General features: G+C 47.9%; 21 protein-coding genes. 19 read left to right on the top strand and 2 right to left on the bottom strand.

Features of this window, described 5'->3' with window-relative positions; translation table 11 throughout:
• Positions 1-282 precede the first annotated feature (282 nt).
• From M4D81_RS09890 to M4D81_RS09835, 12 genes are all read left to right on the top strand, one after another.
• Positions 283-1071 carry an ABC transporter ATP-binding protein gene (locus M4D81_RS09890; protein ID WP_260065968.1) on the top strand — a complete coding sequence of 263 codons (789 nt, stop codon included), beginning with the start codon at positions 283-285 and terminating at the stop codon, positions 1069-1071.
• 48 nt (positions 1072-1119) lie between these two features.
• Positions 1120-2199 (top strand): winged helix DNA-binding domain-containing protein, encoded by a 1080-nt coding sequence (locus tag M4D81_RS09885; RefSeq protein ID WP_260065967.1) that lies wholly within the window; start codon positions 1120-1122, stop codon positions 2197-2199.
• Between the two features lie 20 nt (positions 2200-2219).
• A complete protein-coding gene (locus M4D81_RS09880) occupies positions 2220-2663 on the top strand; it encodes a DinB family protein (RefSeq protein WP_260065966.1) in 444 nt (147 codons plus the stop codon).
• A gap of 49 nt (positions 2664-2712) precedes the next feature.
• Positions 2713-3051, top strand: coding sequence for a YrdB family protein (locus M4D81_RS09875; RefSeq protein WP_260065964.1), 339 nt, complete (start codon positions 2713-2715; stop codon positions 3049-3051).
• Between the two features lie 274 nt (positions 3052-3325).
• Positions 3326-4246 carry a Gfo/Idh/MocA family protein gene (locus M4D81_RS09870; protein WP_260065962.1) on the top strand — a complete coding sequence of 307 codons (921 nt, stop codon included), beginning with the start codon at positions 3326-3328 and terminating at the stop codon, positions 4244-4246.
• Positions 4247-4434: 188 nt separating this feature from the next.
• The gene (locus tag M4D81_RS09865; RefSeq protein ID WP_260066390.1) at positions 4435-4911 is read left to right on the top strand and encodes an NUDIX domain-containing protein; all 477 of its coding nucleotides are present in this window, start codon (positions 4435-4437) and stop codon (positions 4909-4911) included.
• A 23-nt stretch (positions 4912-4934) separates the two neighbouring features.
• Positions 4935-5354 (top strand): VanZ family protein, encoded by a 420-nt coding sequence (locus M4D81_RS09860; protein WP_260065960.1) that lies wholly within the window; start codon positions 4935-4937, stop codon positions 5352-5354.
• Between the two features lie 244 nt (positions 5355-5598).
• Positions 5599-6222 carry a bis(5'-nucleosyl)-tetraphosphatase (symmetrical) YqeK gene (gene yqeK / locus M4D81_RS09855; protein ID WP_260065958.1) on the top strand — a complete coding sequence of 208 codons (624 nt, stop codon included), beginning with the start codon at positions 5599-5601 and terminating at the stop codon, positions 6220-6222.
• Between the two features lie 51 nt (positions 6223-6273).
• Positions 6274-6561 (top strand): hypothetical protein, encoded by a 288-nt coding sequence (locus M4D81_RS09850; protein ID WP_071219905.1) that lies wholly within the window; start codon positions 6274-6276, stop codon positions 6559-6561.
• 35 nt (positions 6562-6596) lie between these two features.
• Positions 6597-7001, top strand: coding sequence for an RDD family protein (locus M4D81_RS09845; protein WP_260065955.1), 405 nt, complete (start codon positions 6597-6599; stop codon positions 6999-7001).
• Between the two features lie 79 nt (positions 7002-7080).
• A complete protein-coding gene (locus M4D81_RS09840; RefSeq protein WP_311200644.1) occupies positions 7081-7746 on the top strand; it encodes an HAD family hydrolase in 666 nt (221 codons plus the stop codon).
• 195 nt (positions 7747-7941) lie between these two features.
• On the top strand, positions 7942-8223 hold the full coding sequence (locus M4D81_RS09835) for a hypothetical protein (RefSeq protein WP_260065953.1): 282 nt from the start codon (positions 7942-7944) through the stop codon (positions 8221-8223).
• Between the two features lie 34 nt (positions 8224-8257).
• On the opposite strand, the gene M4D81_RS09830 is transcribed toward M4D81_RS09835, so the two are convergent.
• Positions 8258-8851: a TetR/AcrR family transcriptional regulator gene (locus M4D81_RS09830; protein ID WP_260065952.1), complete on the bottom strand. Its 594-nt coding sequence runs from the start codon at positions 8849-8851 to the stop codon at positions 8258-8260.
• Positions 8852-9005: 154 nt separating this feature from the next.
• On the opposite strand from M4D81_RS09830, the gene M4D81_RS09825 reads away from it, so the two are divergent.
• The 4 genes from M4D81_RS09825 to M4D81_RS09810 all read left to right on the top strand — a co-directional run bounded on the left by M4D81_RS09825 (position 9006) and on the right by M4D81_RS09810 (position 11389).
• A complete protein-coding gene (locus tag M4D81_RS09825) occupies positions 9006-9440 on the top strand; it encodes a DUF6526 family protein (RefSeq protein ID WP_194543707.1) in 435 nt (144 codons plus the stop codon).
• Between the two features lie 33 nt (positions 9441-9473).
• A complete protein-coding gene (locus M4D81_RS09820) occupies positions 9474-9971 on the top strand; it encodes a DUF6022 family protein (protein WP_311200635.1) in 498 nt (165 codons plus the stop codon).
• Positions 9964-10356 (top strand): DUF6220 domain-containing protein, encoded by a 393-nt coding sequence (locus tag M4D81_RS09815; protein WP_260065950.1) that lies wholly within the window; start codon positions 9964-9966, stop codon positions 10354-10356. Before M4D81_RS09820 ends, M4D81_RS09815 begins: the two co-directional genes overlap by 8 nt.
• Positions 10357-10510: 154 nt before the next feature.
• A complete protein-coding gene (locus tag M4D81_RS09810; protein WP_260066387.1) occupies positions 10511-11389 on the top strand; it encodes an HAD-IIB family hydrolase in 879 nt (292 codons plus the stop codon).
• Between the two features lie 24 nt (positions 11390-11413).
• Here M4D81_RS09810 and M4D81_RS09805 read toward each other — a convergent pair whose 3' ends face one another.
• Complete coding sequence (locus tag M4D81_RS09805) at positions 11414-12283, bottom strand: LysR family transcriptional regulator (protein WP_260065948.1); 870 nt, start codon at positions 12281-12283, stop codon at positions 11414-11416.
• Positions 12284-12429: 146 nt separating this feature from the next.
• Here M4D81_RS09805 and M4D81_RS09800 point away from each other — a divergent pair, with 146 nt between their 5' ends.
• From M4D81_RS09800 to M4D81_RS09790, 3 genes are all read left to right on the top strand, one after another.
• The gene (locus M4D81_RS09800) at positions 12430-12777 is read left to right on the top strand and encodes a DMT family transporter (protein ID WP_260065946.1); all 348 of its coding nucleotides are present in this window, start codon (positions 12430-12432) and stop codon (positions 12775-12777) included.
• Entirely contained in the window at positions 12777-13091 is a 315-nt protein-coding gene (locus tag M4D81_RS09795) for a DMT family transporter (protein WP_260065944.1), read from the top strand. The genes M4D81_RS09800 and M4D81_RS09795 overlap by 1 nt, the downstream gene beginning before the upstream one ends.
• A gap of 142 nt (positions 13092-13233) precedes the next feature.
• Complete coding sequence (locus M4D81_RS09790; RefSeq protein ID WP_071219917.1) at positions 13234-14928, top strand: M3 family oligoendopeptidase; 1695 nt, start codon at positions 13234-13236, stop codon at positions 14926-14928.
• Positions 14929-14934: the final 6 nt, after the last annotated feature.

Genomic DNA, 14934 nt, shown 5'->3' with positions numbered 1-14934 from the left:
AGAAGACTGAGCAGAAGTAGATTATCAAATCAGCAAAAACATGTAAATAGCAAAATATTATATCATAACACAAAAATAATTACTTGTCAATATATAATTCATAGACCAGAATCCTCGTTAATATATGAAATGTCCGGCCCGGATACATAACATGATTCCAAGTCGTAGACTGCTCACACGGCTGGATTTCATCTCGCTATTGAGGAATATGTAATTGCTGGTATAATCCTTGAAAAGAGAAACGAAGTGACGCAGCAGATTGAAGAAGGAGAGGGAGCAGTGATGAATACGACGATTGAACTGAATAACGTAACCTGGCAACGGGAGCAGAAGACCGTTCTTACAGGCGTGGATTGGACCGTACAGCAAGGAGAGCATTGGGCGGTTCTTGGGCTGAACGGCTCCGGAAAGACAACCATTTTGAATATGATTAACGGATACATCTGGCCAACCAGCGGTACGGTTTCGGTGCTCGGGCATCGTTTTGGCAGGGTGGATTTAAGAGAATTGCGTAAATCGATAGGCTGGGTCAGCTCCTCGCTGCAGGAAAGAATCCGACCGAGTGAGTCTACATTGGATGTCGTGATCAGCGGCAAACACGCTTCGATTGGCCTGTATCAGAAGGTGGATGAAGCAGACCGGGAGCAGGCCGAGCAGCTTATGAAGGATTTCAATTGTATTCATCTGCTGGGTCGTACATATGAAACCTGTTCGCAAGGGGAGAAGCAGAAGCTGCTGATCGCCCGGGCCCTTATGGCTTCGCCGAGGCTGTTGATACTGGACGAGGCCTGTAACGGACTCGATTTTCTGTCGAGGGAAGCGCTGCTGTCCAGCATTACGGCACTGGCTTCAAAGCCCGATGCGCCGACCCTGCTGTTCGTTACGCATCATATCGAAGAAATACTGCCGATCTTCTCGCACTCATTACTCATCCGCCGGGGCACCGTATTCGGGAAGGGGCGTTCCAAGGATATGCTGACCAGCGACAATTTGACTTCGTTTTTTGAGACGCCGGTCGAGGTGAGCTGGCAGAATGATCGGGCCTGGATGTCCATTCCGGACTTATCATGAACGCTCTGAAAGCTCGCGGGATATTCATGACCTAGGAGAGTGACCATTGTGCCAAATCGTATTATAGCGAATCAAAGGCTGTTCAACCAAAGGATAACAGGCATGAAGCATGAAACTCCGGAGGAAGCCGTCAGAAGTCTCGGCGCTGTGCAAGCCCAGGATTACCACCAAGCGGTCTGGGGAATCGGTCTCCGTATCCAGTCCGCCAAGGTATCCGATGTGGAGCAGGCCCTGAACGATCGCAAAATCGTGTTGACCTGGCCGATGCGTGGGACGATATTCTTCGTACCGTCCGAGGACGCCAAGTGGATGGTAAAGCTGACGGAATCGCGCTTTCAAACGCATGACAAGAAGAAGCAGGCCGAACTTGAGCTTGACGAAGGTACGCTCCATCGATGCCGAACCATAATTGGCGACGCGCTGAGTGGTTGCACACCCGTATCCCGTCTCAGACTGATGGGACTGCTGGAGGAAGCGGGGATCAGCACCCAGAACGGCCGCGGTTATTATATTCTTGGATATTTGGGACGGACAGGCATGATCTGTTTCGGTCCGCATGAAGGCAAACAGCAGAGTTTCGTGCTGCTTGATGAGTGGGTCCCGAATTCAAGGGAGCTGACGCTCGAAGAATCGCTGGCGGAGCTGGCGCTTCGTTATTTTACCGGTCACGGACCCGCAACGATTCAGGATTTTGCGTGGTGGGTCGGGTTAACGCTGACGGAAGCTAAACGAGGCTTTGAGGCGGTCAAATCAAATCTTCGTTTAGATTTTGTCAACGGTACGGAATACTGGAGCTCTGTTACTGCGCCGGCCGTCTCCGCTGATACGGATTCGGTGGTTCTGCTTCCAGGTTTTGATGAATATTACTTGGGTTACAAGGACCGCAGCGCGATCATAGAGACAGAGCACGATGCGAAGATCGCTCCCCATCGCAACGGGGTTTTTCAACCGATGATGGTGGCAGGAGGGGAAGTGGTCGGTGTCTGGAAGCGGGAGATTAAGCGCAGCGGCATCGAAATCACGTTATGTCCGTTCTCGCCGTTGGGCGATCGAGCAGAGGAGTTTCGGGAGGCGGCTAAGCATTACAGTGATTTCATGGAAATGCCGATTGGACGAGTAGAATCATGAGTTTGAAGGAGGAATAGCGTATGGAGTCCATCATGAAGCTGGAATCATTGATTACCGAAATGACAGAGATTGTAACGTCGACTAATGAGGTGGAGTTCAATCTGAAGCTTGCGCCTGATAAATGGTCCAAGAAGGAGATCCTGGGTCACCTTTGCGATTCGGCGGTCAATAACCATATCCGGTTTGTGAAAATCTTGCTATCCGATTATCCGATCGCCATTTCGGGGTACACGCAGAACGATTGGGTCCGGGTGAACGATTACCAGGATCAATATGATCAATCGGAAGTGTTGTCACTGTGGCAGCATTTGAACCGGATGATTCTGCGTGTCATGCACAAAGCCGATTCATCAGATTTTCAGAAAAAATGCGTGCTGCCCGATAAAACGGAGGTCACCCTGGAGTGGTTGTTTGACGACTATGTGGATCATATGATCCATCATCTGGAGCAAATCGAGCTGTGATTACTGCATTGGAAATGGGTGTGCAACAGGAAACGAAAGGTGCTCCAATATGTTCAAATTATGGAATCTTGCTATTCGATTTATTCTGGAATTGATCCTGTTATTTTCGATAGGTTACTGGGGCTTCCACTACGGTTCCGGGCTCATGGCACAGGTCGGACTCGGTATTGGGCTTCCGCTGCTTGCAGCCGTCGTCTGGGGAATGACCATCTCTCCGAAGGCAAGGATCAAGCTGCCGCTGGCCGTGGTACTGCTTATCGAATTTCTAATATTTGCAACCGCGGTGGCATGCCAGATTTATTCGGGTTTTATTACGTTTGCCATCGTTTTTGCCCTTGTGGCTCTGGTCAACCGCTTCATCGTGATAAAATGGAGAATGCAGCCGTAGCTATATGGAATTGCCCCTTATTCAACTGCACGAAGCATTTATAAGTCCGTTAGAAAGACTGCCAACGTCGGGTAATCAGATGGAGGCGGTCTTTTCGTATTGGATCCAAGTTAAGGTTAAAAGACGAATTAAAGTCACGTCCTTTACTCGTTCAGGATGGTATGATGATTTGAAAGAACAGCCTATGTCCGCTGCTGGATATCCTTAGTAACGCAGTGAAATGGAAAAGCCAGCGTAATCATCTAAAATGCTGAAGGTAAAGGAGAATGAACCTATGACTTTGAAAATCGGTATGATTGGGTTGGATACATCGCATGTCTCCATTTTCTCGAAAATGCTGCATGACAAGACGCATCCCTATCATGTTCCCGGCGGACGGGTTACGGCGGCATTTCCCGGAGGATCTCCGGACTTCGAGCTTAGCATAAGCCGGGTGGAGGGGTATACGAAGGAACTCGCAGCATGGGGAACTGAAATATTCGATTCTCCGGAAGACGTCGCCAAACAGGTTGATGCCGTCATGCTCGAAGCGGTCGACGGAAGATCGCATCTGTCCTTGTTTCATGCGATTGCTCCTCACTGCCAAATGGTATTTATCGATAAGCCGTTTGCGGTGAGCAGCAAGGATGCGAGGGAAATTGCCGAACTGGCGGAGCAGTTTCAGGTTACTGTTATGAGCAGCTCGTCACTTCGATATGCGCAAGGACTTCAGGATGAATTGGCTCGTGTCGGTGTCGGTGATATCATTGGCGTGGACTGCGCTGGACCGCTTCCCCTTCAACCGACGCAGCCGGGATTTTTCTGGTATGGAATCCACGCGGCGGAGATGCTTTACAGCGTTCTCGGACCCGGATGCGTATGCGTACATGTCGCCGCGACTGAATTGCATGAGGTAGTAACAGCGGTTTGGAATGACGGGAGGATCGGGACGATTCGAGGCAACCGTGCAGGCAATGATCGCTTTGGGATGACCATTCATCGCACGGAGGCCAGCAGCTTTGTGGACATCATGGCGCATCCGAAACCTTATTATGCGAGTCTGCTGGAGCAGATCATGAAGATGTTCACGACAGGTGTCTCAGACGTTCCTTTACCTGAGACGCTGGAGATCATTCGTTTTCTGGAGGCGGCGAATGTCTCCCGCGAAACGGGTGAATCCGTGAGAGTGGATGAGAACGATCGAACAGGACGATAACGGAACAGACGCGCGTTATTCCCTGAAGGGCAGAGGTTGTCGGGGAGGTCGATGTGACTCGCCTCACCTGATAACCTTTTTGACCTGCAATTATACATAATATTTCCATATTAGCCTCGTTAATTGTATGATAGACAAATCAAGAAAGTTCGGCAGCTATTCGTTAGCTGTGTGGAGAGGTGGTTATGATGACATATCATATTCGGGTGAGACCGACAGCGTTGGTTTTTCAGAATGAGCATGTTTTGTTGGTGGAGTATGTTGATGAGAACGGATTGCATTACAATTTGCCGGGGGGCGGGGCTGAGCCAGGAGAGTCGATCGCAGAGGGAGCCTTGAGAGAATTGTATGAGGAAACCATGCTGGAAGCGCAGACTGGGCCTGTTGCATTTGTGTACGAGAATGCTCCGCATAAACAGTCCAGAGATAACATATCGGGCATCCATACGTTATACGTAGTATTTGAATGTTATCCACATGAAGGATCGTCCCCCAAACTTCCGGCTGTTCCAGATCCGAATCAAACAGACGTGAAGTGGATTCCGCTTGAGCAGCTGGACGACATTATTTTGTATCCGAACATTAAGAAGCACATTAAACAGTACGCGCAGGAACGCCGAAATATTGACATGATCGAGGATTACGTATTGGACAAATATGTGTGAATTAAACGTAACAGGAGACTTTCATGAAATCGCATGTCAAAATGATCGCCTTGATCCTCCTCATCGGATACACCATGTTGTTAACTTACTGGATGATTTGGGGATTCGGGAGGACCACTCAACCGGAAATCAGTTATAATCTGGTTCCATTCACCACGATGACAAGCTATTTTCCGATTCGCAGCTTGGGCTCATTGATCAATATCGTTGGAAATATCGCTGTTTTTGTACCCTTTGGATTACTCATTCCGCTTGCATTTCAAATTCGATTTCGTATGATGCTAGCCTACTTTTTGACAGGGTTATTCGTGCTCGAAATGATACAACTGATCTCGCGGCGAGGAAGCCTGGATGTGGATGATTTTATTTTGAACTCGGTTGGTGTTACCATGGGCTATGGTTTGCTTGGGGTCATCATGAAATCAAGGGGCAGACAACCGTAGCTGCATATTTCAATCATACCTATAATAGTTTATAACAGGCAGCAGAATGGCTTAACTACGATGTAGGGAAGTTATTCTGTTTTTTATGTGTGGCTGATTTTGTTCTGTTAACGTTACATTCTCTACTTGAGCTGGATAACAGCCATGTGGGGAATTGTGGAAAAAAACTATTGTTCGATCAGGAACCGAAGCTTACAATGATATGAGGTGCTGGAAAATGTTGTGTGGAAAGGTGGGATCTACAATGAAGAATTCCGTGATTAGTAAGCTGACTTCTGGCATAGAGTTTACACATAACCTAAGGGATGATGTGGAAGCTTTTCTCATCAAGCATGGGGAGCAGGAAACGTTCGAGCATATCATGAATGTAGTTCGAGAGGCGTTAGCCATCGCACCGTTATTTAATGTCAGTCCTGATGCAGCTCGGCAGGCGGCGCTGCTGCACGATATCAGCAAAGCGATTCCGGTGAGCGAAATGAAGGATGCCGCAGAAGAATGGTCGCTTCCCATTATGGAAGAGGAGCATCGATATATCAGGATCATTCATCAGAAGCTTTCCATGGAAATGGCTCAGCGTTTCTTCGGCTGCACCTCACCTGACATATTGAACGCGATTGAATGCCATACAACGTTAAAAGCTGGGGCAAGCCCATTGGATAAGGTTTTATTTGTTGCGGATAAGATCTCTTGGGAACTTGAAGGCGATCACACCTATCAAGCGGACATGCGCAATAAACTGAGCGAACTGGATTTAGACGGAGCGGCGCTTGTGTATTTGGACCATGTATGGAATCAACGTGACAAAATGAAATTGGTGCATCCGTGGTTAATTGCAGCTAGAAGTGAGCTAATTAACCAAAGGGTATAATCATTGCGCACCCGGATACAGCCACCGATAAGAGGAAGGATTGCACACCCTATGAACAATAAAACGATGGGTATTATTTTTATCTGTATCTCGGCTTTTTTGTACGGCATCCGGTACTTAACGGCCGCGATTGCGGGGATAAATACCCCCTGGACGTTTGAGGATTTGTTATCGGAAATTGGAAAAGGGCCGTTGATATTCAGCATCATCAGTTTGATTCTCGGTATCTTATGCATCAGTGTCCCGATCATTCGTAAATGGCTAGCGGAAGACCTGAACCAGATCAAGGATAACTGGAAGGAGCTTGACCAGCCGGACAATGCAGATAGGAGTCCATAACAGAATGTAATTTAGATTTTAAAGGAGGAATATTGATGGGCGAAAGCCAAGTTGCCGGCTTTTGGATCCGGTTAGGCGCCAATCTTTTGGATGGAATCATCGTGAGCCTTCCGTTATGGATCATTGCAGGGATTATCACGGGAGATTTTGAGAATGAGCCGATTTCTAATTTGATTTACAGTTTGTATGCTTTGTTGGTCCCCGTGTATTGGAATGGTTATACCATCGGCAAGCGCATATGCGGCATTCGCATTCGCAAATTCGATTTTCTTGAGCCGCCGGGCATTGGAACGATGCTTCTCCGCAACCTTGTAGCGGGAATCGTGTATGCACTGACGTTTGGAATTGGACTTATCGTGAGCATCTTTATGGTAGCGATGCGCGAGGATAAGCGTTCCCTGCACGATTTTATCGCGGGTACGGAAGTTGTGTATGATTAGGAGATGAACGGGTTACCCAAATCTGGATTGTTGTCGGAGCGGCAATTCAAGGCGTTTCCATGATTGGAGTTGATTAGATATCGCGTTTACGATAAAAGGCATTGTTTTTGATATGGATAATACGCTGCTGCATTCCAGCATTGATTTTAGCGCAATGAAGAGGGACATCTACGCCTTTCTGTGCCATCACAGAATCTTGCCCCAGGGTCTGTCCATGGACACCCACACTACCTCAACCATCATTGCTGAAGCCATGAATACAGGGCTGCTGTCGGAAGATCTTTGCCACGCGATGTGGGATGTTGCCAAGGAACATGAGATGAGAGGGATGATCGGTGCAAATCTTGAAGCGGGCGCAAGAGAGCTTGTTCAGCGATTGCATGGGCAGCTGATTCTTGCCATTGTGACGAATAATGCGTTGGAAGCAGCGATGGCCGCGCTGAAAGAGAACAAGATTGCTGATTATTTTGATCTCATTATTGGCAGAGAGGCCATGGGCTTGTTAAAGCCGGCACCCGATGGCTATTTGGAGGTACTGAGGCATTTCCCTCATACATCGCCGAAGGAATGGTTGTCTGTCGGAGATGCCTGGGTGGATGGCAAGGCCTCCGAGAGCGCCGGAATTCCATTTATCGCCTATCGCGGGGACATCGCGAGAATGAACAGCATGGGTGTTTTTCCATTTGCAGAGATTCAGCATATACCAGATGTTATAGGTTATCTTCAGCCGCGTACCACTAAATAAATCTCGGAGGTGGACTCCCGTAGTAGGCGTGAGACGATTCATAGAAAGACCAGAGGGGTATGAAACAACCTGATATGTTAGGATGAATTTTGATACGGCCATCGAAATGATAAGGGCGATTGAAGGCCGCGAGGAACGGATTGAGGTCATTCGCAGAGCCGGTATTTTGTCGGGCAGGTTGGCAGAGGAAGCGGAATGAAGTGGTATTTGTTCCACTTGTCACTAAATCTGTTTGTCTGCGTCACTCTGTTCACACTATACAGCTTCATGTTTCCGCCAGAGGCAGGAAATCCTTTTCAGGGATTGAAGTTTGTTGCGATTCTCCTGTTGTCGCCAGTGGGTATCCTGTTAGCGCTCGTCAGCAGAAATCGAGGCAAACTCACGCGAATCCATATCACAGCCATTGTAGGCCATTCCGTGATGCTGCTATTTCTCTTTCTGTACATGACACTGGGGTACCTGATCCTCGGTGTCTAAGGTTACCAGAGGACAAGTCATGCCTGCCCTCCTATTATTCGTTCCCAATGCCTAGAAACAAAGTATCCAACACCCGATGCACAAACACATTCTGTTCTTCATCGGACAAGGGCCGGCCTAGAAAGTTCAATTGAAATGCATATTGAAAGCAGCTTCCTAGCAGCATGTCCGCAGCGGATCTCGGATTAACATGTTCCGATAATCTCCCAAGTTTCTGTTCTTCACGCAAATAGGACTCAACTGCTTCATTTGCCCGGTGGGGTCCTTCATTCCGAGCTGTGAAGCCTTCCCGGTGCTGCGCTAACAGTCCTGGTTCAGAGAAGATGGAGCTGATCAGAGGCATGGATTGATAGTAATCCGATACGCCCGCTCGAGCCACTTTTTCCAGATTACTTCGCACGGTTTCTTTGCCGATCAGTTCCCTCAGGGACATGAGCGCCTGCATAACATTTTTTAATTGTCCGCGTAGAATGTGAAGGTACAGATCGTCTTTGCTCTTAAAATGATTATATAGTGAGCCTTCTGAGCACCCGGCGGTTTTGGCGATTTCTTTGGTTGTTGCTTTGGCCAGTCCATGTGTACGAATGACGAGTTCCGCTGCATCGGCTATTTTACTTTTTAAATCCAAAATAATCCCTCACTCTGTTGACTTTGTTATGGTTCCACTTTATTATGAGTGTGCACTCACTCATTGTCAAGACATCACAGCTTGAATGAGGTGGGAGACATGACGCTCAATAATGAGTGTGCACTCACTCACAAATGAGAAAGGAGGTATTCCAATGAAAAATCAATCTTACAGCAACCATGAAAGACACGTGCCCGCGTTTCATTTTTTCCTTGTACCGCTTAGCTTTGTTTTGGTCGTCGCAGCATTCGTTTATCTGTTTGCGTCGAGTATGCGTGGAATATCGTTATTTACGTCATTACTTTTCATACTCATGTCATTCTCGGTGGTCATGACATTATTCCTCATCCGGCAGTTCGTATGTAAGGTGCAGGATCGGGTAGTTCGGGCAGAAGAGAATCTGAGACATTTTGTTATGACAGGCAGGCTTCTTAATCCAAGTTTAACGATGAATCAAATCATTGCGCTTCGTTTTGCATCGGACGATGAGTTTCTGACGCTGTGTGAGAAGGCTCTGAAGGAGGACCTGTCATCCAAAGATATCAAGCTCGCCATCCAGAAATGGAGAGCGGATCATCACCGAGTATAGCTCACTAAAGCAAAAGAAAAGGGGGGATTGGCAATGGTCTTAACAGCGTGTTTAAACGAGTCCATGATGAGGGCTTTGGCTCATTACTGCCAGGGATATATGAATGATCAGTGGCTGAATGTATGGGAACAGAATCTGAACGAGCTTGAGGGCATTTTTCAAAATAAAGGAGACTACGCTTATGGTCTCTTTTGTTCCAAGCTTTTTCGTCCATTGGAAGCAGAGGTCTATGATGCGGGCTTAACCCCCAAACCCGTAATGCCGGGTGCCTTTCCACAATCCGAGGAGCTTTGGGGACCATGGGAAGAGAGGGAGAGGCGATTTTGGAGCGTGATTCACTATGATAATGGAAGAGCAATAGGTACCTTAATCACACGTTTCTTTCACGACCATACTGCCTTTCGTATTCCTACTGTGCCTCGAGTCTATGCCATTCCTCAAACCGAGCTGGCTGCAATTAAAGAGGTGATTTCTCATATGCAGCCGGAAGAATGGGGATCTATGAGTTGGGAGGATGAGAGGTATGCGTGAGTTAAACTTGGCTCAATTTTCCCGTGTTTTGTTTTTCGTGCTCGCTTTGGTTTTCAGTGTTAGCGTTGCGCTTCAAGTTCTAATCGCCGGAATTGCACTGTTTGTAAATTCAGGAAGTTGGGCTGCCCATGTTAGCTTCGCAAGATATTTTGCTTTTATTCCTCTCATCATGGCAATCATGGCATGGATGGCAGGACTTTCAAGGCAGGTGCTCTGGAAGAGCATAGGTTTATTCGGAATGGTAATCGGGATGTTCTTAACAGCGGTATTTTCATCCCGGATCGGTTTTCTATCTGCATTCCATCCCGTCATTGCGATGATGTTGTTTTGGGGCAGCGTTGACATGATCCGATCAGGCAAAGGATTTAAAATAAATGTGGATTGAAGCGAAATAAGCAATTTACCTTTACCATCTCCATGTTAGACGTTGTATAATCATGGAAGACGCCAAATTCATAATAAGGACCCAGTCTTAGATAGAGCTACTCTACGGCTGGGTTTTGTCACATACTGGACGGCGAAGGAGGCATGGCTTCTTGATGAAGAAAAAAGCGTATATTACCGATCTGGACGGCACGCTGCTGCGTTCGGATCAAACACTATCACCTTTTACTACCAATGTTATGACAAACGCGCTGGAGCAGGACGTGATTATCACGTATGCCACTGCCCGCGGGTATATTAGTGCTCAAAGCGTTGTCTCGGAGATCCCCTGGAAGTACCCTCTGATTCTATATAACGGCGCTTTGATATATGACGGAGTGAATCGAACAGTAATCGATGGTTATTGGCTTGAACGGGACATCTCGAATGAGATTATCGACGTGGGAAGGAAGTTTGGTATTACTCCTTACTATTTTTCATTGGATGCGGACCATCGTGAGCGTGTTTTGCATGAGTCGCTGCGGCGAGAGGGAGAGAAGGCTTTTTATCAGAGCCGGCCCCAGGATCCGCGATTTATGGAAGTGCGGAGACTGAACTGCCCACCGGATTACCGGACGCTGGCTCTTACATACATTGGACTTTATGAGGAATTGGAGCCGATACGGTGCGGGGTTATGGAATTATACGGTGATGTGATTCATGCTCATATGATGCCGGATTACTACATCCATAACCATTTTTTTCTGGAATTCAGTCATGCCAAAGCAAACAAACGTGACGGACTCCAATTATGGTCTTCCCATATGGGGATTGATCTGGAGAACACGGTAGTTTTCGGCGACCACATCAATGATGTGGGGCTGTTTGAAGCCGGAGGCACCCGGATCGCGGTACGAAACGCGCATGAAAGGATACGGCAGCTGGCTGACCATATTATTGACTCGAATGAACTTGATGGCGTCGCCCATTATATCCGGCAACAGATGGAACAGTCAGGAGTGGATACCTTTATATCCACTCTGGGAGGACAATGATGACGATACATCACGTTACACCCATTACTTAGAGCTCGTGCTTTTATCGAAATTAACTTTAACCAGCTCGGCAAAAGCGGAAAATGCCTTGTTCCTGAACCGGTCGTTGCGCCGGATCAGGCTTGTCGAGGTATGCCGGAAGGCTTCCGGGATCGAGAAGCTGCCCATATTCGCAAATTCTCCACTCAAGACAGAGGTGGGGAGCAGCGTAGCGGCAAGACCTGATTGTACGATGCCTAATTGGGTCTCTAATGATGAGACTTCGATCATATTCGTCATCGGAATCCCTTCGCTTAACAGCCAGCTTTCGAGGATGCTTCGAAACGGGCATCCCGCCGGAGCAACGGCCCATTTGGTCACCGCCAGATCGGGAAAGGGCTGTTCCTTCGACTTGGTCAGCAGTTTGACCTCATCCTCTTCGATATAATCGGCAACCAGCTTCGGCGGAATGTTTCCCGTCACAAATGCCCCGTCCAGCTGATAGTTTAATACTTGGGTAATCAGCTCCGAAGAGCTGCCGGTCAAGAGCGATAACGTGACGTCCGGGTACATGGTTTGATAGTCCGACAAGGATTTAATGAAATGTCCGCAATGCACCGTATCCACGACGCCAATGGTTAAAGAACCGCTTGGATAAGGCGTTTCCTGTACAGCACGCAACGCTTCTTCAGACAGATTAAGAATGGTGCACGCATAGTCCCGGAACGTTCGCCCTTTTTCCGTTAAGGTCACTCCATTGGAGTGTCGGTTGAATAAGGGGACTCCCAGTTCATTCTCAAGCTTTTTGACACGGGCCGTAACATTGGACTGCACATACCCAAGCTGCTCCGCAGCGCGGGTGATATTCCCTTCCTCTGCAATCCTTAGAAAAACCTTCAGATCGGTAAGTTCCATCTAAACCCTCCTTTCTCTCCTTCAGTCATCACTAAAAATGATGACATCATTATTATTTATCATTATACGGTATGCCATTTTTAGATTACAATCACAACTACACCATGAATATGTTCATACAAATACAGAGTGGAAGGATGTTGGAGATGAAAAAGGCATGGTGGCTCTTACTATTAGCGGGGGCACTGGAGGTTGTATGGGTATCCGGTTTGAAGCATTCCGATACCTGGTGGCAGTGGATCATTACCATCGCTTCGATTATATTCAGCTTCAAAGTTTTTTTGGACTCTGCTGCTAAACTTCCCATCGGTACGGTATATGTGATCTTCACCGGACTGGGGACAGCCGGTACGGTATTAGTCGAGATCCTTCTGTTTGGCGAGCAGGCGAATCCCGTCAAGCTGCTGCTGATTGGTATGTTGGCTGCAGGGGTGCTCGGACTCAAACTGGTCACGAAGGATACGGATAATCAGGCGCAGGAGAGTGGTGCATAATGGAATGGATCGCTCTGATCGGCGCAGGGTTATGTGAAGTGTTGGGTGTGATTGCGTTAAGAAGGGTGAGCCTGAGTCGCAGCTTGGGATCCTACATCTTTTTGGCCTGTTCGCTCGGTTCGAGTTTCCTGCTGCTGACGTACGCGATGGCCTTTATTTCCATGGGAACCGCTTATGCGATTTGGACAGGAATGGGGACGGCCGGCAGTACCTTGCTGGGGATGTTTGTTTTCGGAGAACCTAAGGAAGGACGTCGGATATTTTTCATTGCTTTAATCCTGGCTTCAGCGATCGGCCTTAAGATTATAACGTAACCCATAGGGGCGTGTAGAATTTCATAGACCTGTGAAGGATATTCTGATTCGCATATAGAATTTAGATATAGTTTGGTGTTTTGAATCCATGCGATCAGACGCCAGGATGCATTTTTTATATGGGAAAGGACAGGTGTATCTTATGAAATTCAGCGAGTATCGCTATGAACGCCCCGACGTAAAAGCTTTTGAGCAAAAGTTTAAAGAGCAGCTTAACGCTTTCACCTCCGCCAGCACGTATGAGGAACAGGATGAGGCGATGACCCGCATTAACAAACTGCGCAGTGAGATGGATACCCTGAGTCAACTGGTGTATATCCGGCACTCGATTGATACGAACGACGAGTTCTATAAGGCAGAGCAGGATTTCTTTGACGAGAACGGACCGGTCATCCAGGAATACATAACGGATTATTATCGGGCTCTCGTGGATTCGAAATTCAGAGCTCAGCTGGAGGACAAATGGGGGCGACAGCTGTTCCAATTGGCAGAGCTTTCCCTCAAAACCTTCAGTCCTGAGATCATCGAGGACTTGCAACAGGAAAATAAATTGACGACGGAATATTCGAAGCTGATCGCTTCCGCCAAAATTCAGTTCGAAGGCGAAGAGCGTACCCTGTCGCAATTGATTCCTTTCCAGCAATCGACGGATCGCAATATGCGTAAACGGGCAATGGAGGCGTCCAGCGGCTTCATGGCTGAGAACGAAGCAAACTTCGACCGTATCTATGACGATCTGGTTAAAGTGAGAACCAAGATTGCCAAGAAACTAGGATTTAACAATTACGTAGAACTTGGTTATGCCCGCATGGCCCGCACGGACTATAACGCGGAGATGGTGGCTAACTTCCGTAACCAGGTGCTGGAGCATATCGTTCCGGTTGCAAGCAAGTTGAAAGAGCGTCAGCAGAAACGAATCGATGTGGACCAACTGCTGTACTACGATGAGAACTTCTCATTCAAATCGGGGAACGCAACACCGAAGGGGGACCCGGATTGGATCGTCAACCATGGTGCGAAGATGTATGAGGAATTATCTCCGGAAACCCATGAGTTCTTTACCTTCATGCAGGAGAACGGCCTTATGGATCTGGTTGCCAAAAAAGGCAAGCAGAGCGGCGGATACTGTACCTATATCAGCGAGTATGGCGCACCGTTTATTTTCTCCAACTTTAACGGGACTTCCGGTGATATTGATGTGCTGACGCACGAAGCCGGTCATGCGTTTCAGGTATATGAGAGCAGAGGTTTCGAGGTACCGGAGTATGGGTTCCCAACCTATGAGGCGTGCGAAATCCATTCCATGAGCATGGAATTCTTCACATGGCCGTGGATGGACCGTTTCTTCGAGGATGAGGCCGATAAATACCGCTTCGACCATCTCGCAAGCGGACTTATCTTCATCCCTTACGGCGTAACGGTTGACGAGTTCCAACACTTTGTTTATGAAAATCCGGATGCGACGCCGGCTGAACGGAAACAGGCATGGCGCGAAATTGAGCGCAAATATCTGCCGCACCGGAACTATGATGACAATGCGTATCTGGAGCAAGGCGGCTTCTGGCATAAACAGGGCCATATTTTTAGCACGCCGTTCTATTATATCGACTATACGTTGGCTCAAATCTGCGCATTCCAATTCTGGAAGAAGATGCATGAGGACCAATCCGCTGCATGGGCAGATTATCTGAACCTGTGCCGTCAAGGTGGAAGCAAGTCCTTCACCGAACTGGTGAAGGTGGCAGGTTTGATCTCCCCATTTGAGGATGGTTGTGTCACTTCCGTCATTGGCAGCATCGAAGCTTGGCTGGACAGCGTAGACGATGCAGCTCTTTAAATTGTA

It is taken from the genome of Paenibacillus sp. p3-SID867 (assembly GCF_025142895.1).
Lineage (GTDB): Bacteria > Bacillota > Bacilli > Paenibacillales > Paenibacillaceae > Paenibacillus_AQ.
The sequence above is the reverse complement of the archived record's forward strand: the minus strand, read 5'-3'. Positions and strand labels throughout refer to the sequence as shown.